General features: G+C 65.2%; 21 protein-coding genes. 8 read left to right on the top strand and 13 right to left on the bottom strand.

The window, feature by feature from the left end:
* Window positions 1-3: 3 nt before the first annotated feature.
* The 6 genes from J2X67_RS23120 to J2X67_RS23095 form a co-directional block, all read right to left on the bottom strand.
* A complete protein-coding gene (locus tag J2X67_RS23120) occupies window positions 4-561 on the bottom strand; it encodes a ferritin-like domain-containing protein (RefSeq protein ID WP_309956877.1) in 558 nt (185 codons plus the stop codon).
* Entirely contained in the window at window positions 558-1,052 is a 495-nt protein-coding gene (locus tag J2X67_RS23115; RefSeq protein ID WP_309956875.1) for a hypothetical protein, read from the bottom strand. Before J2X67_RS23115 ends, J2X67_RS23120 begins: the two co-directional genes overlap by 4 nt.
* Window positions 1,039-1,422: a phage holin family protein gene (locus J2X67_RS23110; RefSeq protein WP_309956873.1), complete on the bottom strand. Its 384-nt coding sequence runs from the start codon at window positions 1,420-1,422 to the stop codon at window positions 1,039-1,041. Before J2X67_RS23110 ends, J2X67_RS23115 begins: the two co-directional genes overlap by 14 nt.
* A 35-nt stretch (window positions 1,423-1,457) precedes the next feature.
* Window positions 1,458-1,832, bottom strand: a complete 375-nt coding sequence (locus J2X67_RS23105; RefSeq protein WP_126748392.1) for a hypothetical protein — start codon at window positions 1,830-1,832, stop codon at window positions 1,458-1,460.
* 56 nt (window positions 1,833-1,888) lie between these two features.
* On the bottom strand, window positions 1,889-2,053 hold the full coding sequence (locus J2X67_RS23100; protein ID WP_157615369.1) for a DUF1328 domain-containing protein: 165 nt from the start codon (window positions 2,051-2,053) through the stop codon (window positions 1,889-1,891).
* 196 nt (window positions 2,054-2,249) lie between these two features.
* Window positions 2,250-3,569: a CHASE3 domain-containing protein gene (locus J2X67_RS23095; RefSeq protein ID WP_309956870.1), complete on the bottom strand. Its 1,320-nt coding sequence runs from the start codon at window positions 3,567-3,569 to the stop codon at window positions 2,250-2,252.
* Window positions 3,570-3,699: 130 nt separating this feature from the next.
* Between J2X67_RS23095 and J2X67_RS23090 the strand changes: the two genes are divergently transcribed.
* Window positions 3,700-4,332, top strand: coding sequence for a response regulator transcription factor (locus J2X67_RS23090; RefSeq protein WP_015866882.1), 633 nt, complete (start codon window positions 3,700-3,702; stop codon window positions 4,330-4,332).
* Window positions 4,333-4,399: 67 nt separating this feature from the next.
* On the opposite strand, the gene J2X67_RS23085 is transcribed toward J2X67_RS23090, so the two are convergent.
* On the bottom strand, window positions 4,400-4,804 hold the full coding sequence (locus J2X67_RS23085; protein ID WP_309956865.1) for a response regulator: 405 nt from the start codon (window positions 4,802-4,804) through the stop codon (window positions 4,400-4,402).
* A gap of 233 nt (window positions 4,805-5,037) precedes the next feature.
* Between J2X67_RS23085 and J2X67_RS23080 the strand changes: the two genes are divergently transcribed.
* Window positions 5,038-7,050, top strand: a complete 2,013-nt coding sequence (locus J2X67_RS23080) for an AsmA family protein (RefSeq protein WP_309956862.1) — start codon at window positions 5,038-5,040, stop codon at window positions 7,048-7,050.
* A gap of 32 nt (window positions 7,051-7,082) precedes the next feature.
* Here the strand turns inward: J2X67_RS23080 and J2X67_RS23075 are convergent, their stop codons facing one another.
* The 3 genes from J2X67_RS23075 to gpmA all read right to left on the bottom strand — a co-directional run bounded on the left by J2X67_RS23075 (window position 7,083) and on the right by gpmA (window position 10,234).
* The gene (locus J2X67_RS23075) at window positions 7,083-7,844 is read right to left on the bottom strand and encodes a molybdopterin-synthase adenylyltransferase MoeB (RefSeq protein ID WP_309956860.1); all 762 of its coding nucleotides are present in this window, start codon (window positions 7,842-7,844) and stop codon (window positions 7,083-7,085) included.
* A 97-nt stretch (window positions 7,845-7,941) separates the two neighbouring features.
* A complete protein-coding gene (locus J2X67_RS23070; protein WP_309957013.1) occupies window positions 7,942-9,384 on the bottom strand; it encodes a S41 family peptidase in 1,443 nt (480 codons plus the stop codon).
* Window positions 9,385-9,490: 106 nt separating this feature from the next.
* Complete coding sequence (gene gpmA / locus J2X67_RS23065; RefSeq protein ID WP_157615364.1) at window positions 9,491-10,234, bottom strand: 2,3-diphosphoglycerate-dependent phosphoglycerate mutase; 744 nt, start codon at window positions 10,232-10,234, stop codon at window positions 9,491-9,493.
* A 106-nt stretch (window positions 10,235-10,340) separates the two neighbouring features.
* Between gpmA and J2X67_RS23060 the strand changes: the two genes are divergently transcribed.
* The 6 genes from J2X67_RS23060 to nadA all read left to right on the top strand — a co-directional run bounded on the left by J2X67_RS23060 (window position 10,341) and on the right by nadA (window position 14,706).
* The gene (locus tag J2X67_RS23060; protein WP_409050543.1) at window positions 10,341-10,727 is read left to right on the top strand and encodes a rhodanese-like domain-containing protein; all 387 of its coding nucleotides are present in this window, start codon (window positions 10,341-10,343) and stop codon (window positions 10,725-10,727) included.
* Window positions 10,728-10,747: 20 nt separating this feature from the next.
* Window positions 10,748-11,008 (top strand): glutaredoxin 3, encoded by a 261-nt coding sequence (gene grxC, locus J2X67_RS23055; RefSeq protein WP_309956857.1) that lies wholly within the window; start codon window positions 10,748-10,750, stop codon window positions 11,006-11,008.
* 127 nt (window positions 11,009-11,135) lie between these two features.
* A complete protein-coding gene (secB, locus tag J2X67_RS23050) occupies window positions 11,136-11,600 on the top strand; it encodes a protein-export chaperone SecB (protein WP_157615360.1) in 465 nt (154 codons plus the stop codon).
* A gap of 25 nt (window positions 11,601-11,625) precedes the next feature.
* The gene (locus J2X67_RS23045) at window positions 11,626-12,678 is read left to right on the top strand and encodes an NAD(P)H-dependent glycerol-3-phosphate dehydrogenase (protein WP_309956854.1); all 1,053 of its coding nucleotides are present in this window, start codon (window positions 11,626-11,628) and stop codon (window positions 12,676-12,678) included.
* Window positions 12,679-12,694: 16 nt separating this feature from the next.
* Window positions 12,695-13,573, top strand: a complete 879-nt coding sequence (gene nadC / locus J2X67_RS23040; RefSeq protein ID WP_309956852.1) for a carboxylating nicotinate-nucleotide diphosphorylase — start codon at window positions 12,695-12,697, stop codon at window positions 13,571-13,573.
* Between the two features lie 11 nt (window positions 13,574-13,584).
* Window positions 13,585-14,706 (top strand): quinolinate synthase NadA, encoded by a 1,122-nt coding sequence (gene nadA, locus J2X67_RS23035; RefSeq protein WP_309956849.1) that lies wholly within the window; start codon window positions 13,585-13,587, stop codon window positions 14,704-14,706.
* Window positions 14,707-14,836: 130 nt separating this feature from the next.
* On the opposite strand, the gene J2X67_RS23030 is transcribed toward nadA, so the two are convergent.
* The 3 genes from J2X67_RS23030 to panC are packed head-to-tail and all read right to left on the bottom strand — an operon-like array spanning window position 14,837 to window position 16,705.
* A complete protein-coding gene (locus tag J2X67_RS23030) occupies window positions 14,837-15,199 on the bottom strand; it encodes a 6-carboxytetrahydropterin synthase (RefSeq protein ID WP_309956847.1) in 363 nt (120 codons plus the stop codon).
* A gap of 19 nt (window positions 15,200-15,218) precedes the next feature.
* Window positions 15,219-15,857: a 7-carboxy-7-deazaguanine synthase gene (gene queE / locus J2X67_RS23025; RefSeq protein ID WP_309956845.1), complete on the bottom strand. Its 639-nt coding sequence runs from the start codon at window positions 15,855-15,857 to the stop codon at window positions 15,219-15,221.
* On the bottom strand, window positions 15,854-16,705 hold the full coding sequence (panC, locus tag J2X67_RS23020) for a pantoate--beta-alanine ligase (RefSeq protein ID WP_309956843.1): 852 nt from the start codon (window positions 16,703-16,705) through the stop codon (window positions 15,854-15,856). The genes queE and panC overlap by 4 nt, the downstream gene beginning before the upstream one ends.
* Between the last annotated feature and the right edge of the window lie 10 nt (window positions 16,706-16,715).

The raw sequence follows: 16,715 nt of genomic DNA, 5'->3' as shown, positions 1-16,715 counted from the left end.
CAGTCAGTGGCCCAGCCAATCCTTGAGTTCGTCCGCATGCTCTTCCTCGTCGGAAAGAATGTCTTCGAGCATGCGGCGGGTGGTCGGGTCCTTGTCGCCGATCAGCGTGATCATTTGCCGGTACGTTTCGACTGCGATGCGCTCGGCAACGAGGTTGGCGCGCACCATGGCTTGCAGGTCGGTCGATTCGTCATAGCCGGCGTGGCTGCGTTCGAGCAGGTGCGTCGGGGCAAAGTCGGGCTCGCCGCCCAGTTGCACGATGCGTTCGGCAATGCGGTCGGCGTGGGCCGACTCTTCATTGGCGTGCACCAGGAATTCTTCTGCAATTGCGGGCGACGACACGCCGCTCGCGGTGAAGTAATGGCGCTTGTAGCGCAACACGCACACCAGTTCGGTGGCCAGTGCATCGTTCAACAGCTTCACTACGTCGTCGCGCCAGGGGCCGTAGCTCGGAGTGACCGCCCCTTCGTCGAGGCTGTTGGCTGCGGCTTCGATGGCCTTTTCGTCGAGCACCAGGTGCTCGTGCCTTGCCGGGTTGGTGCCCGGGGAATTCGCATTCATGGAGTGTCCTTTCGTGGGGTGCTATTTTTCTGCTGCATCAACGTGTTGACGACGTCTGCTATGTCGGAGGTCTTGAGCACCGCCGCCAGCACCGCAGTGAACGAGAGCAGGCGCCATGGCTTGATCAGCACAACGGCCGCGCCCGTTGCGGCGGCAATGGCCATGAGCTTGGCCGGTTCCCTGCGCGCATAGTGCTCGAGCAAAGGGCGTGCAAGCTGGCCCATTGCATGGGCGGGATGCCGGCGCCACCAGCGCTCGGTCATGCTGCGCGCCATAGACATCCACCGGTGGCTGCTGCCGCGCGGCGATGCCTCTTGATACGCGTCGTCTGTGCCGTACAGGCCGGGGTGATCTTCTTGCGCCGCGTAGTGCCTGCTGCGGCTGCTGCCGCGCGGCTCGTCGTCTTCACCATTCAAGTGCCGCACAAGTGCGCGGCGCGAAAGCGCAAGGCGCTCCTGCGGCGTGAGCGAGCTGCGGTCAGTGACGTTCATGGCGGGCTCCTGCTTCGTGCAACGCCTGCAGGTCTGCATCGACCTGGGCGCGAAGATCGTCGAACGCGTAACCGGGGAAGGGGCGGCTCGCGACCCAGGCGCAAATGCCGGCTATGACCAGCGCAACGCCCGGCACCGCCACCAGCACCCAATGGAAGCTGCCATGCAGCACACCCATCAACACCGCAACCCCGATGAGCCCGAGCGCGAGCATCGCGCTCGCCGCCGCGACCACCCCCGCGACGATGCGGGCAACGAGCCCGCGTCCCGCCTCGGAGGCTTCCTGCCGCACGAGGGCGGCATAGTTCGCTGCGTGTTCGGCGATGAGTTCCGGGTGCCCGAGCACCGTGGAAAAAATCGGATGAAGCATGGTGCGCGGAATCGGTGGAACGGGGCGTCAGCGGATCAGTATTCGTCCCGGCGGCTGCGGCTGGCCAGCACGATGAGTGCGGTAATGGCGGCACCGGCTGCGGCGGCAATCAGCACCGAGCGAACGGGCTGGTCGGAGATATAGCGGCCGGTCACGTCGGCAGCCTGCTCCAGGCGGCGCTGTGCGCGTGCGCTGGTGGTCGAAGCCGCATCAAGGCCGCGCTGCACGGCCTGCTGCACGCGCGCTGCCAGTTGTTCGACTGCCGGCTCGGCGTCGCGGCGCAGTTCACGGACCTTCTCGCCGGCCGCATTCACCGCGTTCTGTGCGTAGGCGCGGGTGGATTCGACAGCTTCGTTGGCGGTCTGGCGGGCGTCGTCGGCGAGTTGCGAGGGAGTTTTGGTCGTGTTCATGAAAATTTCCTTTCCGGGGAGATGGATTGCGAGAGAGCCTGTTGATCGTAACTACGCTACTTGCGTCGTAGCAAGCCGGCCAGGAAACTGGCGATGGCAAGTACGGCGAAGATCACGAAAAGGATCTTGGCGATTCCTACTGCGCTGGCGGCAATTCCGCCGAAGCCGAACACAGCGGCAATCAGCGCAATGACCAGAAACACCACCGTGTAGTGCAACATGTGGACTCCTTCGAGGCTTCGCTCGTTGTTTGGAACTGCGCGTTCAAAGAGGGAATGAACGGCACAGGAGCAACCTTAAGTGGCGCGCCTGCGAGGCCCTGTCAGCGGCTGGGCGCGGGGGACGTAGGAGACGACCGAGTTCCCCGCGAGCCGCCGTGCATGAGGGCCGCGCGCCGGCAATGAAGCCGGCGTGGCTTCAGAGCGGCTTGACCACGGGCAGCATTGCACTCAGGCGAGTGCCGCGCCCCGGCGTCGACGAGATCGTGAGCTTGCCGCGCGCAGCCTCCACCCTGTGCCGCATGCCCGCAAGGCCGTGCGTGGAAGGATGGATGCGCTGGGGGTCGAAACCCTTGCCGTTGTCGGCAACCTCCACGATCACGTGGTTCTCGTAGTTCTTCAGCACGATCGTCGCCTCGCTGGCTTCTGCGTACTTGCCTATGTTGGTCAGGCTCTCCTGCACCATGCGGTAGATGGTGAGCTGGCGCGACTCGTCCATGATCACCGGCTCGAGCGCCATCTGCACCTGGATGCCCGAGCGCTCCGCGAATTCACGACCCAGGATTTCGAGCGAAGCCACCAGCCCGAGGTTCGACAGCGACGACGGCCGGAGGTCCTCGATGATCCGGCGCTTGAGCGCAATGCCGCTGTTGAGCAGTTCGGTCAGGTGCTGCAGCCGCTGGGTGGCGTCCGGCGCTTCCAGCAACCTCGACTTGAGGCGGGCTACATCGAGCTTGGCCGCCGTGAGCAGCGAGCCGAGCTCGTCGTGCAGTTCGCGTGCGAGATAGCCGCGCTCGGTTTCGCGCACGTCCTGCAGGTGGGTCGCCAGTTCGGCCAGCGAGGCGGTGCGTTCGCGCACCTCGTCCTCAAGGGCGTTGCGCTCGCGCTGCAGGGTTTCCTGCTGGCGCTCGCCGATGGAGCGCAACGCATGGGTCTGCCGCAGGTACAGAAAGAAGGCGATGAGCGCGGCCAGGGCCACGATGGCGGTGCCGATGCGCGCGAGCTGCAGCGACTTCATCACCTGCAACTGGCTTTCCTGCAGGGTCTTGTTGCTGGTCGCCACCAGGTCGTGGGCGCTCTTGCGGATGGCTTCCATCTCTTCCCGCCCCACGTCGGTAGTGATGACAAACTTCCAGGCATCCTCCTTGCCGTCCTGGCGCAAGCGCACGCTCATGTCCATTTCGGCTATCTTGCGCAGCACGTGCTTGGAGAGCTCCGCCAATTGGGTACGCTCGGCCGGCCGATCGGCGTAAAGTTGGCGCAATGTGGCCAGGTAACCGTCGACCTGCTTCACCGCCGTGTCGTATGGTTGGCGGTAGCTGGCCTCGCCGGTAAGGAGGTAGCCTCGCTGTCCGGTTTCGGCATCGAGCATGCTCTGCAAAATCAGGTTGAGCGCGGCGCGCACTTTTTGCGCCTCGTCGATGTTGGCCAGGGCCTGGGTCGATTGGCGGTAGCCGGCCTCGTTGATACCGACGAGGGCCAGCGCAGCCAGTGCCGCAAGCAGTAGGCTCACGGCCATTTTTGGAGGAGCTAGCCAGTGCATGAAACTTTCAGAGGTGCTTTCAGCACAAGTTCGTGAATAATTGATAACAACCGGGGATCGGCATGTTGCGGCTTCCTCGGCCGCAACACAACGAAGAAAGTAACAGATGATCAAAATTGGAATTGTGGACGACCACGCTATCGTGCGTTCGGGCCTGCGGCAGTTCTTCTCCGAGCACGTCGACTTGCGCGTGGCCGGCGAGGCCGCCAGCGGGCGCGAAGCGATCGAGCTGGTGCGCACCACCGAACTCGACGTGCTGGTGATGGACCTTTCCATGCCGGGGCAAAGCGGCATCGATGCGCTTGCCATGATCCGCGCCAAGGCGCCGGACGTGGGCATTCTCATTCTCAGCGGCTACCCCGAAGAGCACTACGCGATGAACCTCATTCGCCAGGGTGCGAGCGGGTACCTCAACAAGGAGTGCGACCCGATGGAAATCGTCAACGCAATCCGCACCATTTCGCTGGGCCGCCGCTACATCACGCCGGCCGTGGCAGAACTGCTTGCCCGCCAGCTCGACCGCAAGGACGACGCGGCACCGCACGAGCAGCTGTCGGAGCGGGAGTTCCAGGTGTTCCTGAAGCTTGCCAAGGGCGAAACCGCCGGAGACATCGCCAAGACGCTGTCGCTGTCGGTCAAGACCGTCAGCACCTACCGCACGCGCCTCATGGAAAAGATGAACCTCTCTTCCAACAGCGACCTCACGTACTACGCGCTGAAGAACAAGCTGATCGATTGAGAAGAGAAACAGCCGCCGGCTGAAGAAAGAGGCAAGGAAGTCCGGCGCGGCTTCTTCTGCCTCTTTTTCATTCCGTGCCGGTAGCGGGGCGATGGGCCACCGCCTCCAGGATGCAGAAATCGACCAGCGCGTCGATCTCGTTCGATTTGTCGAACACCGCATCCACACCGAATTCGGCGCAGCGCCGCCGGATGTCGGGCGTTGCGTAGTTGCTGAGCACCACCACCTTCTGGTTCGGCCGGCGCGACGTGCAGGCCTGGAGCACGCCCAGGCCGCTTCCCTGCTTGAGAAAAAGATCGACAACCGCAAGGTCCCACTCTTCGCTATGGTCCTGCAGCCATTGGCGCGCGTGCGCCTCGGTCTCGGCAAAGCCGACAACCGTCGTGCAGGTGAGTTCTTCCAAGGTACCGATGAGGTTTTCACGGATCGTGAGGTTGTCTTCGACGATGTATGTCTGCAATCTGGTATCCATGCCGAACCGCGCTTCCTCTGTGTGCAGGTGTCTCGCGAACGCCCCTGCTGGCGATTGCCTGCGCATCGAAGATTGAGGCGTCGCCGACACGCATCATGCAGGGTTCGGAGGATGGGTGTTGTAGGCGTGTTCTGACGAGCCGGCCGCATGGCCGCCTTCCGTAGGCAATGCCGCACGGTTTTTGCGGTTCATTGCCGACCCGGGGAAATCGGCCGCAGGTATATCCAGACTCCATGGCAACCAACGTTCTTCGCGACCGGCCGCTTTGGCTGAAGCTGCTGGCGGCCCTCGTGCTGCTTTTCGCCGTGCTCGCGGTGGTGGTCGCATTCTTTCCGTGGGACATGTTGCGTGGTCCTATCAACCGCTATGTCAGCGACAAGACAGGGCGCAAGTTCGAGATCACACGCCGGCTCGACGTGGGTGTGGGGCTGCGTGGTGCCACCGTGAAGTTCGACGGCATCGAGTTTGCCAACCCCCCGTGGGCCCGCGACCCCTACCTGGTGAAGGCCGAGCGCGCCGAGTTCGATATACGCCTGTGGCCGTTGCTCACGCAGAAGATCGTCATTCCGCGCCTGGCGCTGTTCTCGCCCACGCTGGGGCTGCAGATGGAGCAGGACGGGCGGCGCACGTGGGCGCTCGGCAAGGACACATCCGACCCGGGGACCGTACCCGTCATCGGGCTGATGCAGGTCGACAATGGCACGATCGACTTCCTGGCCAAGCACCTGGGCGTCGATCTGCACGCCGACGTGAGCTACGACACGAGCCGCGGCACCCTGCCGCTCAGCTACCGCATCAAGGGCCGCTACAAGGGCCAGCCGCTCACCGCCGAAGGCCGCACGGGCAACGTGCTCCAGCTCAAATCGGCCGGCCAGGAGCCGTTTCCGATGGAGATCAATGCGGCCGCTGGCCAGACGCGCTTCAAGGCCCAGGGCACCGTAACCGACTTTGCCGACCTCGACGGCATCGACGCCAAGTTCGAACTCAAGGGGCAGACGCTTGGCGCCCTGTTTCCGCTGCTTGGCATCGCGTTGCCCGAGACCTCGCCCTATGCGCTGAGCGGCGACCTTCGCAAGCGCGCCAAGCTGTGGGAAGTTGCAGGGCTCAAAGGCCGGCTCGGTCTGTCGGACATTGCCGGCGAGATGCGCTTCGACCAGGCTGGCCAACTCCCGCGCCTTGGGGGCGAGTTGCGTTCCCGCCTGATGGACATGGACGACCTGGGCCCGCTTATCGGCTTGCCGCCCACCGAGCGGTCTGCCAAGGCGGTTGAAGGCGTGGCGCCGCCACCCACCATCAAAGAGGCCAAGCGGGCGAGCGGCGGCAAGGTGCTGCCCACCGCAACGCTCGACTTCGACCGCTTGCGCGCGATGAACGCCGACGTGAAGTACACGGCCGACCGCATCCGAAACGTGCGCGACGTGCCGCTCGACCGCGGCAGCGTGCAGGTCAAGCTGACCAATGGCGTGCTTGCCCTCGACCCGCTCGACCTGGGTGTGGGGGGCGGCAAGCTGGCCGGTGCCATCCGCATCGACGCGACCCAGAATCCGGCTGATATTCGTGCCTCGCTCGATCTGCGTAACGTGCAGCTCAACCGCTTGGTGCCGAAGATCGAAACCATGCGCAGCAGCTTCAGCCGTCTCGACGGCCGGCTCAATTTGTCAGGCCGCGGCAATTCGGTGGCCAGCTGGCTTGGCGGCGCTTCAGGCGACGTGGCAGCCCTGACCGGGCGGGGGCGGTTCAGCAACCTGCTGCTGGAGTTCATGGGGCTGGACGGCGCCGAGATCATCAAGTTTCTGCTGCGGGGGGACCAGAACGTAGAGCTGCGCTGCGCCGCGATGGCGTTCGACGTCAACAAGGGCGTCATGAGCAGCCGCAGCGTGGTGCTCGACACCGACGACACTGTTTTTTATGCCAGCGGCCAAGCCAACCTGGCAACCGAGAAGCTTGACTTCGTGGTGCGCCCCGAACCCAAGGACGCCAGCTTCCTGTCGCTGCGCACGCCGCTGGTCATCGGCGGCACTTTCGGTTCGCCCTCTGGCGGGGTTCAGGTGGTTCCGCTGGCAGAGCGCGGCCTGGCAGCGCTGGTGCTGGGTGCGCTCAACCCGCTGCTGGCGCTGGCCGCGACCATCGAGACCGGTCCGGGTGAGGATGCCGACTGCAAGGGCGTTCTGGCGCAAGCCAACAAGCCCGGCACCGGTGCAGCCGCCGCAGGTGCGGCCAAGGCCAAGGGCGCGAAGCAGCGTTGATTCGGGCCGAGGAACGGCGGGAGCGAGTGTCGTCAGGCGCCGCCCGGGCGTTGCGCGCACACGCTGCAATGCGGGTCGCGCGCAATCTGCAGCGTGTCGAATGCCGTGCGGCGTCCGTCGAACATCAGCAGCTTGCCTGCCAGCGACGGCCCGATGCCCGCAAGCAGCTTCAGGGCCTCGCTTGCCTGCAGCGTGCCGATGGTTCCGACCACCGGGCCGAACACCCCGAGCACCGCGCAAAGCGTTTCCTCGAAGGTTGCGTCAGGCGGAAAAATACAGGCGTAGCAAGGCGAGGCTTCATCGCGCGTGTCGTAAACGCTCAACTGGCCATCGAACCGGATGGCGGCCCCTGCCACCAGCGGCTTGCCATGCGCCACGCAGGCCCGGTTGACTGCCTGCCGCGTCGCAAAGTTGTCGCAGCAGTCGATCACCACATCTGCCGCCGGCACGAGGCGCGACAGCAGCGCCTCGTCGGCGCGCGAGGCGTGCGTCTCGATGGAAATGCCGGGGTTGATGTCGCGCATGGCGTGTGCGGCCGATTCGACCTTCAGCGTGCCCACCCGCGCCTGGGTGTGGGCGACCTGGCGCTGGAGATTGGTCAGGTCGACCTCGTCATCGTCCACCAGGGTGACATGCCCGACACCCGCCGCGGCAAGGTACAGCGCCACCGGCGAGCCCAGGCCGCCCGCACCAATCACCAGCGCCCGACCGGCGCTGACGCGCGCCTGTCCGTCTATGCCGAACTCTTCGAGCAGGATATGGCGCGAATAGCGCAACAGGTCGTCGTCATTCATGGTGGCTCATCCCGGGTGCCGCCAAACGCAAAATACCGCGGCCCGGCAGTGCCGGTTCCGCGGTATTCCGGATCTGAAAAAAGCGTCTGGCTGCAGATCAGTTCTCTTTTTTCTCTTCCTTGTTGTCGACGATGACCTGGGTCTTGCTGACCAGCACCGGCTGGCCCTTCAGGCGGTTGAGCGCCTGCACCAGCGGAAAGTCCTTGTCGGTGCCGAACTCGGGCACCTTGCGGTCCTGCGGCGGCTTCTTGGCTTCTTCCTCGAGGCGCTTGCGCGCTTCGTCGCGTGCCTTTTCGCGCTCCGGATCCTTGGTTTCGGGGCCCTGGCCGCTGGCCAGGTGCTTTTCGAGGTCGGCCTCGCGCATGCGCAGGGCGGCGAAGGGGCTACCCTCGGCGCTTTCGTCGATGAGCACGTTCGGCACGATGCCCTTGGCCTGGATGGAGGTGCCGCTCGGCGTGTAGTAGCGCGCCGTGGTGATCTTCAGGCCCGTGTCCGGTCCGAGGGGGCGCACTGTCTGCACCGATCCCTTGCCGAAGGTCTGGCTGCCCATGATGGTGGCGCGCTTATGGTCTTGCAGCGCGCCAGCCACGATTTCGCTGGCCGAGGCCGAGCCTTCGTTTACCAGCACCACCAGCGGCACGCTCTTGAGGGCCGCGGGCAGGTTGCGAAGCGGGTCGCTGCCCGAACGGCGCTGGTAGAACTCCGGCGCCGCCTTGTAGACAGACTTGCTCTCGGCCAACTGGCCGTCGGTGGACACCACGGTGACGTTCTCGGGCAGGAAGGCCGCCGAGATGGCTACCGCAGCGTCGAGCAGGCCGCCCGGATCGTTGCGCAGGTCGAGCACCAGCCCCTTCAGGTTGGGCTCTTCCTTGTAGATGTCCTCGACCTTCTTCACGAAGTCGTCGACCGTGCGTTCCTGGAATTGCGACAACCGGATCCAGCCGTAGCCCGGCTCCATGACCTTGCCGCGCACCGATTGGGTACGGATTTCTTCCCGCGTGATCGTGACCGGGAAGGTGCGGCTTTCGTCCTTGCGGAAGATGGTGAGCAGCACCTTGGTGTTGGCCTCGCCGCGCATGCGCTTCACGGCTTCGTTGAGCGACAGGCCGCGCACCGCGGTGTCGTCGATCTTGGTGATCAGGTCGTTGGGCTTCAGGCCAGCGCGGAAGGCCGGAGAACCCTCGATGGGCGACACGACCTTGATGAGGCCGTCTTCCTGCGAGATTTCGATGCCCACGCCAACGAAGCGGCCGGTCGTGCCTTCCCTGAATTCCTTGAAGGACTTCTTGTCGAAGTACTGGGAATGCGGGTCGAGCCCGGCGACCATGCCGGAAATGGCGTCGGAAATGAGCTTCTTTTCATCGACGGGTTCGACATAGTCGCTCTTGACCATGCCGAAAACGGCGGCGAGTTGCTGCAATTCCTCGAGCGGGAGCGGCGCGAGCGAGCCGCGTGCGACCGTCTGCAGGGAGACGGTGGTCAAGACGCCGGCAACGGCGCCGGCGGCGACCCAGCCGGTAATCTTCAATTTGTGGCCCATCATGAGTGATTGTCCTTGTCGGCTGTCGAAGCAATATACACAGCTTGGAAGCAAATTGCCTGCCGGGGTTCCACGGGGGAGCGCCGCCGAGGGGTTTTAATTTTCTTCAGGCCTTGCCTTGCGAGGCAACCGCTGCTGCGGCCTTTTCGGCAGCGGCCGCGTCGCCCAGGTAGTAGTGCCGCAGGGGCTTCAGGTCGTCATCGAGCTCGTACACCAGCGGAATGCCGTTGGGAATATTCAGCCCCACGATCGCGTCGTCCGAAATACCGTCGAGGTACTTCACCAGCGCCCGGATCGAGTTGCCGTGCGCAGCCACCACCAGGCGGCGGCCGGTGCGGATGGCCGGGGCCATCGACTCGTTCCAGAACGGCAGAACGCGCGCCACCGTGTCCTTCAGGCACTCGGTCAGCGGAATCTGCTCGGGCGAGAGCTTGGCGTAGCGCACGTCGCTGCGCTCGCTGCGCGGATCGTCGGCTTCCAGCGCCGGAGGCGGGGTGCCGTAGCTGCGGCGCCAGACCAGCACCTGCTCGTCGCCGTATTTCTTGGCGGTTTCGGCCTTGTTCAGGCCCTGCAGGGCGCCGTAGTGGCGCTCGTTCAGGCGCCACGAGTGCACCACGGGCAACCAGGTGCGGTCGAGTTCGTCGAGGGTGTGCCAGAGCGTGCGGGTGGCGCGCTTGAGCACGCTGGTGTAGGCCACGTCGAAGTCGTAGCCCTCGGCCTTGAGCAGCCGGCCGGCCTGCTTGGCCTGCTCGATGCCGGTTTCGGTCAGGTCGACGTCGGTCCATCCGGTGAAGCGGTTTTCGAGATTCCAGGTCGATTCGCCATGGCGGATCAGTACCAGTTTGTGCATGTTGGGAGGCCTTTGGCAGCGCTTGGGAAAACCAGCATTCTAAAATCCCGGGTTTGCCATCCAAGGAACCCCCGTGAAATTGATCGAATTCGTCACCGCGAACTGGATGCTGATCCTGATCGCACTCAGCTCGGGTGGCATGCTGGCCTGGCCGCTGATTCGCGGCGGCGCCGGTGGCGGCACCCTCACGGCCCAGGCGGCGGTGCACCTCATCAACCGCGAACGCGCGGTGCTGGTCGACGTGCGCGAGCCCGAAGAGTTCGCCTCCGGCCACATGATCGGCGCCAAGAACGTGCCGCTGAACCTGCTGGAAGAAAAACTCACCGGCGCGGTCAAGAACAAGAACGTGCCGCTGCTGCTGGTGTGCGCCACCGGAGCCCGCGCCCAGCGCGCCGTGGCCATGGCCAAGAAACTCGGTTACGAGCAGGCCCAAGCCGTCTCCGGCGGGCTCAAGGCCTGGAAAGAGGCTAACCTGCCCGTTGAAAAAGCCTGAATCTCCCTGAGATACATCCTATGCAAGCCGTCAAGATGTACACCACCGCGTTCTGCCCGTACTGTGTCCGTGCGAAGCAGATCCTCAAATCCAAGGGCGTCGACGAGATCGAAGAAATTCGCATCGACACCGATCCCGAGGCCCGCAGCACCATGATGGAAATCACCCAGCGCCGCACGGTGCCCCAGATTTTCATCGGCGACACCCACGTGGGCGGTTGCGACGACCTGATGGCGCTCGACAGCCGCGGCGGCCTCATGCCCCTGCTGCAAGCCGCCTGAACACCGATCGGCCGGTTGTCACGGAAGCGGTCCGGGCGCCGGGCGATAATCGCCTGCTCATTCATCTGCAGCCCGCTGCGGGAACCTCTCCCCGGCGGGCATTGTTTTGATTCTCGAAAGTTCAGCCATGGCCGACCAGCAAGCCCAAGATCCCGTTTTCCAGATCCAGCGCGTCTACCTCAAGGACCTGTCGCTCGAACAGCCCAATTCGCCCGGCATCCTGCTCGAACAAGAGCAGCCCACGGTCGACATCCAGCTTGGCGTGGACGCCCAGCCCGTGGCTGAAGGCATCTTCGAGATCACCGTGTCGGCCACCGTGCAGACCAAGATCCAGGACAAGACCGTGTTCCTGGTAGAAGCCAAGCAAGCCGGCATCTTCGAGATCCGCAACCTGCCCGAAGACCAGATGGGCCCGATCCTCGGCATTGCCTGCCCGCAAATCGTGTACCCGTACCTCCGCGGCAACGTGGCCGACGTGATCCAGCGCGGCGGCTTCCCGCCCGTGCACCTGGCGGAAATCAACTTCCAGGCCATGTACGAGCAGCAGCAGGCGCAGGCCGCCGGCCAGCCCGCCCCGACCCTCGCGCAGTAAACACGGCACAACGCCGCCAACGCCGATGAAGATCTGCGTTCATGGCGCCGGTGCCTGGGGCACGGCGGTGGCCGTCAATGCGGCCCTCAACACCGCCGTCGGCCACGAGGTCACGCTCTGGGCGCGCGACGCCGCCCAGGCAAATGCCATTTCGACCGCACGCGAGAACGCCCGCTACCTGCCGGGGCTTGCATTGCCGGCCTCGCTCGCAGTGCGCGCGGGCAATATCGGCCAGGCCCACGTCGGGGCCGACCTCGTCATCGTGGCCACGCCCATGGCGGCGCTGCGTGAACAGCTCATTGCCTTGCGCGGCTGCACCGCGCCCGTTGCGTGGCTTTGCAAGGGCGTGGAGCCCGCGCTCGACGCTTCTTCCCCCGCATCCTTCGGCCTGCTCGCGCACGAAATTTGGGCCCAGGTTGCTCCAGATTTGATAGCGGGCGTGCTCAGCGGGCCGAGCTTCGCGCAAGAAGTGGCCGAAGGCCGCCCCACGGCGCTGGTGGCCGCGAGCCCGCATGCCGCGGTGCGCAATGCGCTGGTCGACGCATTTCACGGCCCGGCCCTGCGCGTCTATGCCAACGACGACATCGTCGGTGTCGAAGTTGGGGGCGCGGTCAAGAACGTGCTGGCCATTGCCACGGGCCTTTGCGACGGCCTCGCGCTCGGGCTCAATGCGCGCGCCGCGCTCATTACGCGCGGCCTGGCCGAAATGACCCGCTTCGGGCTGGCGCTCGGCGCTCGTGCCGAGACGTTCATGGGCCTTTCAGGCCTTGGCGACCTGGTGCTGACTTCGACCGGCGACCTGTCGCGCAACCGCAAGGTGGGCCTGTTGCTGGCGCAAGGGCAGACCCTGGCGCAAGCCGTGGCGTCGCTTGGCCATGTGGCCGAAGGCGTGTACTGCGCGCGCACCGTGGTGCAGCGCGCGCGCGGCCTCGGGGTGGAAATGCCCATCGCCGAAGGCGTGGTTGCGCTGCTCGATGGCCGGGTGAGCCCGCAGGAGGCGGTCGCCTCGCTCACCGGCCGCGACCCGGTGCCCGAAACCGTCCGTGCCCACGGGCCTGGCGGTTCACAACAAGACTGAAGAGACAAAAAGAGCCATGAGCCTCCGCTTTGATTTTTCGGCGCCGGCCGTGGCCGCGCTGGCCCAGGCCGACGCCGACCGCGCCTTGCAGGAAGATGTAGCCGACGGCGACCTGACCGCCTCGCTGGTCGACCCTGGCCGCAGGGCCCGCGCCCGCGTGCTGGCACGCGAACCGGCCGTGCTGTGCGGCGCGCCCTGGGTCGAGGCCACCGTACGTCAGCTCGATCCGCAAGCCCGCATCGACTGGCTGTGCGGCGAGGGCGAGCGCTGCGCAGCCGACCAGACGGTGCTCGAGATCGAAGGCTCGGCTCGCGCATTGCTGACGGCCGAACGCACCGCACTCAACTTTCTTCAGCTGCTGAGCGCCGTCGCTACCAAGACCGCTCTTTATGCCGATGCAGTCAGCGGCACGCGCGCCAGCATCGTCGACACCCGCAAGACCCTGCCGGGCCTGCGCCTGGCGCAGAAGTACGCGGTGCGCACCGGCGGCGGCGTCAACCACCGCATCGGTCTTTACGACGCGGTGCTCATCAAGGAAAACCACATCGCCGCGGCCGGCGGCGTGGCTGCAGCGCTGCGCGCCGTGGCACCGGTGGCAGATCGCGCGGCGTTTGTCGAAGTCGAGGTCGAAACGCTGGCGCAGCTGCGCGAGGCATTGGACGCGGGTGCGCGCATGGTGCTGCTCGACAACATGGATCTGCCCACCCTGCGTGAAGCCGTTCGCATCAACGACGCGGCCGGTAGTGAACGCAAGGCCGTGCTCGAAATTTCGGGCGGCGTCACGCTCGAAGGCCTTCGCACATTGGCAGAAACCGGTGTGGACCGCATTTCGGTCGGCGCGCTCACCAAGGACGTGAAGGCCATCGATTTTTCGATGCGCTTCCAGGAAAGCTGAGGGCGCCGGCGATGGCTTCTTCCTTCGTCATCGACGTCGACTACGAACAACCGGTGGCCGAAGCCGGCTCGGCCTGCGACACCCGCCACGCATGGGCTCGCGTGCCGCCGGAGCCTTCGCCCGACGAACGCATCGCCCTGAAGGAGCGCATTCGCCGCCTGCTGCGCGAGCGCAATGCGGTCATGGTGTCGCACTTCTACGTGCACCCAGACCTGCAGGACTTGGCCGAGGAAACCGGCGGCATCGTGAGCGATTCGCTCGAGATGGCGCGCTTTGGCCGTGACCATGCAGCGCAGACGCTGGTGGTGTCGGGCGTCAGATTCATGGGCGAAACCGCCAAGATCCTCTCGCCCGAGAAGCGCGTGCTCATGCCCGACCTGGACGCCAACTGCTCGCTCGACCTGGGCTGCCCCGTCGACGAGTTCAGCGCGTTCTGCGACCAGCACCCCGATCGCACCGTGGTTGTCTATGCCAACACCAGTGCAGCCGTGAAGGCGCGTGCCGATTGGCTCGTTACTTCCAGTTGCGCGCTCGATGTGGTGAGCGCGCTGCACGCGCAGGGCCGCAAGATTCTCTGGGGCCCCGACCGCCACCTGGGCGACTACATCCAGCGCCAGACGGGGGCCGACATGGTCAGCTGGAATGGCGCCTGCATCGTGCACGACGAGTTCAAGGCGCTGGAACTCGAACTGCTGAAGAAGGCGCATCCCGCCGCAAAAGTGCTGGTGCACCCCGAGTCGCCGGCCGACGTGATTGCGCTGGCCGATGCGGTGGGCTCCACCTCGGCCATCCTGAGTGCGGCGCAGCGCATGGACGCGAACGAATTCATCGTTGCCACAGACGGCGGCATGCTGCACAAGCTGCGCACGCTGAACCCCGGCAAGACGTTTATCGAGGCGCCCACTGCAGGCAACGGCGGCACCTGCAAAAGCTGCGCGCATTGCCCATGGATGGCAATGAACGGGCTGGTGGAGCTGGCGAATGCGCTGGAAACAGGTGCGGGTGAAATTCATGTCGACCCGGCGCTGGGTCTGCGGGCGCGGGTGCCGATCGACCGGATGCTGGCGTTTACTGCGGGCCTGAAGAATGGCCAGGCGGCAGGCAGCTTGATCGCCGGCATCGGCGCCGCCTGATCCCGAATTGCTCCTTCCCCTTTTGGGGGAAGGTTGGGATGGGGGCTCGCGGCGCTGAATGGGCCGGCGGTGTTGTGAAGGCCGCTTGCCCCCACCCCAACCCTCCCCCGGAAGGGGAGGGAGCAAGACCCTAGAACTCCAGTGTGCAGCTGTCCCCCAGCGCCTCTCTCCACACCCGCACCCGCGCGAGCGAAGCGCGAAAGTCCGGCAGCGCATCTGCAATGAACACGCAGAGGTTCTCCAGCGTCGGCGGATGCAGCCCCTCCACGTCGTCCAGCAGGTGATGGTCCAGCAGCTCGCGCACGTCATCCAGCCGGCGGCGCAGCAGCCCCAGGTCGACCACCATGCCCGTGACGGGATCGCGCTGGCCCGCAAGCCACACTTCCGCGTGGTACGTGTGGCCGTGAATACGGCGGCTGCCTTCCACCTCGATGTCGCGCTTCAGCGTGTGGGCGGCGTCGAAGAAAAAGCGTTGGCTGATCGTGAATCGCATTTGAAAAGTCTCTCCGCGCTCAGCGGATGCCGGTGATCTTGTGGGTTTGCACGCTGAGGCGCCATGCGGGTTGGCGCATGCACTCGGCAATGCACAGCTCGGTGTTGGCCATGCGGTCGGGGCCGTCCATCGGCTGCAAAAAGCGGTGCGTGAACTCGCCTGTGCGCGCCATGGTGTCGAGGTCGAATTCGGTCTGCGGCCACACCAGTTTCAGTTCTTGCCCGCGCTGCTGCACCCAGGGCGCACCGGCCTTGGGGCTGATGCAAAGCCAGTCGATGCCCTCGGGCGCTGCGACCGTGCCATTGCTCTCGACTGCGATGCGAAAGCGTCGCGCATGCAGCGCGTCGACCAGCGCGGCGTCTACCTGCAGCAGCGGCTCGCCGCCGGTGAGCACCACCAGGCGGTGGGCGAGGTCGCTGGCCGGCCATTGCGCGGCGATGGTGTCGGCCAGCAGATCGGCGGTCTTGAACTTGCCGCCGAGCGTGCCGTCGGTGCCGACGAAATCGGTATCGCAGAAGCGGCAGACGGCCGTATTGCGGTCTTCCTCCCGGCCCGTCCACAGGTTGCAGCCCGCAAAGCGGCAGAACACGGCCGGCATGCCCGCCTGGCCGCCTTCACCCTGCAGGGTGTAGAAGATTTCCTTGACGCTGTAGGTCATGAAGAAGCCGGAGTTTCGATTTCGAGGTTGTCGATCAGCCGCGTGCTGCCCAGCCGTGCCGCAGCCAACGCCACGAGCGGTTCGCCAGCCAGCCCGAAAGTGGGCGCCTGCAGGTCGGCACGCCGCCGCAACACAAGATAGTCCGGTTGCCAGCCGCGCTTTGTGAGTGTCTGCATTGCCCGCGTTTCGATTGCGGCCAGATCGCGTTCGCCGGCTTGCACGGCAGCGGCCATGGCTTTCAGTGCCTTCGAGAGCTGCACCGCCTCCGCGCGCTCGGTCTCGCTCAGGTAGCCATTGCGCGACGATAGCGCGAGCCCGTCGCTCGCGCGGAAGGTTTCGCTGCCGACAATGTCGATAGGCAGCGCAAACTGCCGCACCATGTGGCGGATCATCATCAGCTGCTGGTAGTCCTTCTTGCCGAACACTGCCACGCGCGGTTGCACGCATTGAAAGAGCTTCATTACCACCGTGCACACGCCGATGAAGAAGCCGGGGCGAAAGTGGCCTTCGAGAATGTCGGCCAGCGCCGCATCGGGGTGCACCTTGCAGGTCTGCGGTTCGGGGTAGAGCGTTTTTTCGTCGGGCGCGAACAGCACGTTGCAGCCGGCCGCGCGCAGCTTCTCGCAGTCGCTGTCCCAGGTGCGCGGATAGGTGTCGAAATCTTCATGCGGCAGAAACTGCAGCCGGTTGACGAAGATGCTGGCCACGGTCACGTCGCCCAGCGGCCTGGCCTGTTCGATCAGCGCCAGGTGCCCGTCGTGCAGGTTGCCCATGGTTGGAACGAAGGCGGGGCGCTTGAAAGCCGAAAGGTGCTCGCGCAGCTCGGCGATGGTGTGTGCGATGTACATGGTCTGTGCT

The sequence above is a fragment of the Variovorax sp. 3319 genome (genome assembly GCF_031456585.1).
Classification (GTDB): domain Bacteria; phylum Pseudomonadota; class Gammaproteobacteria; order Burkholderiales; family Burkholderiaceae_C; genus Variovorax; species Variovorax paradoxus_P.
This window is presented reverse-complemented; position numbering and strand designations above follow the sequence as displayed.

Coding starts and splice junctions, on each gene's coding strand:
- J2X67_RS23120 (WP_309956877.1), bottom strand. CDS start 561: ATGAATGCGAATTCCCCGGGCACCAACCCGGCAAGGCACGAGCACCTG.
- J2X67_RS23115 (WP_309956875.1), bottom strand. CDS start 1,052: ATGAACGTCACTGACCGCAGCTCGCTCACGCCGCAGGAGCGCCTTGCG.
- J2X67_RS23110 (WP_309956873.1), bottom strand. CDS start 1,422: ATGCTTCATCCGATTTTTTCCACGGTGCTCGGGCACCCGGAACTCATC.
- J2X67_RS23105 (WP_126748392.1), bottom strand. CDS start 1,832: ATGAACACGACCAAAACTCCCTCGCAACTCGCCGACGACGCCCGCCAG.
- J2X67_RS23100 (WP_157615369.1), bottom strand. CDS start 2,053: ATGTTGCACTACACGGTGGTGTTTCTGGTCATTGCGCTGATTGCCGCT.
- J2X67_RS23095 (WP_309956870.1), bottom strand. CDS start 3,569: ATGGCCGTGAGCCTACTGCTTGCGGCACTGGCTGCGCTGGCCCTCGTC.
- J2X67_RS23090 (WP_015866882.1), top strand. CDS start 3,700: ATGATCAAAATTGGAATTGTGGACGACCACGCTATCGTGCGTTCGGGC.
- J2X67_RS23085 (WP_309956865.1), bottom strand. CDS start 4,804: ATGGATACCAGATTGCAGACATACATCGTCGAAGACAACCTCACGATC.
- J2X67_RS23080 (WP_309956862.1), top strand. CDS start 5,038: ATGGCAACCAACGTTCTTCGCGACCGGCCGCTTTGGCTGAAGCTGCTG.
- J2X67_RS23075 (WP_309956860.1), bottom strand. CDS start 7,844: ATGAATGACGACGACCTGTTGCGCTATTCGCGCCATATCCTGCTCGAA.
- J2X67_RS23070 (WP_309957013.1), bottom strand. CDS start 9,384: ATGGGCCACAAATTGAAGATTACCGGCTGGGTCGCCGCCGGCGCCGTT.
- gpmA (WP_157615364.1), bottom strand. CDS start 10,234: ATGCACAAACTGGTACTGATCCGCCATGGCGAATCGACCTGGAATCTC.
- J2X67_RS23060 (WP_409050543.1), top strand. CDS start 10,341: ATGCTGATCCTGATCGCACTCAGCTCGGGTGGCATGCTGGCCTGGCCG.
- grxC (WP_309956857.1), top strand. CDS start 10,748: ATGCAAGCCGTCAAGATGTACACCACCGCGTTCTGCCCGTACTGTGTC.
- secB (WP_157615360.1), top strand. CDS start 11,136: ATGGCCGACCAGCAAGCCCAAGATCCCGTTTTCCAGATCCAGCGCGTC.
- J2X67_RS23045 (WP_309956854.1), top strand. CDS start 11,626: ATGAAGATCTGCGTTCATGGCGCCGGTGCCTGGGGCACGGCGGTGGCC.
- nadC (WP_309956852.1), top strand. CDS start 12,695: ATGAGCCTCCGCTTTGATTTTTCGGCGCCGGCCGTGGCCGCGCTGGCC.
- nadA (WP_309956849.1), top strand. CDS start 13,585: ATGGCTTCTTCCTTCGTCATCGACGTCGACTACGAACAACCGGTGGCC.
- J2X67_RS23030 (WP_309956847.1), bottom strand. CDS start 15,199: ATGCGATTCACGATCAGCCAACGCTTTTTCTTCGACGCCGCCCACACG.
- queE (WP_309956845.1), bottom strand. CDS start 15,857: ATGACCTACAGCGTCAAGGAAATCTTCTACACCCTGCAGGGTGAAGGC.
- panC (WP_309956843.1), bottom strand. CDS start 16,705: ATGTACATCGCACACACCATCGCCGAGCTGCGCGAGCACCTTTCGGCT.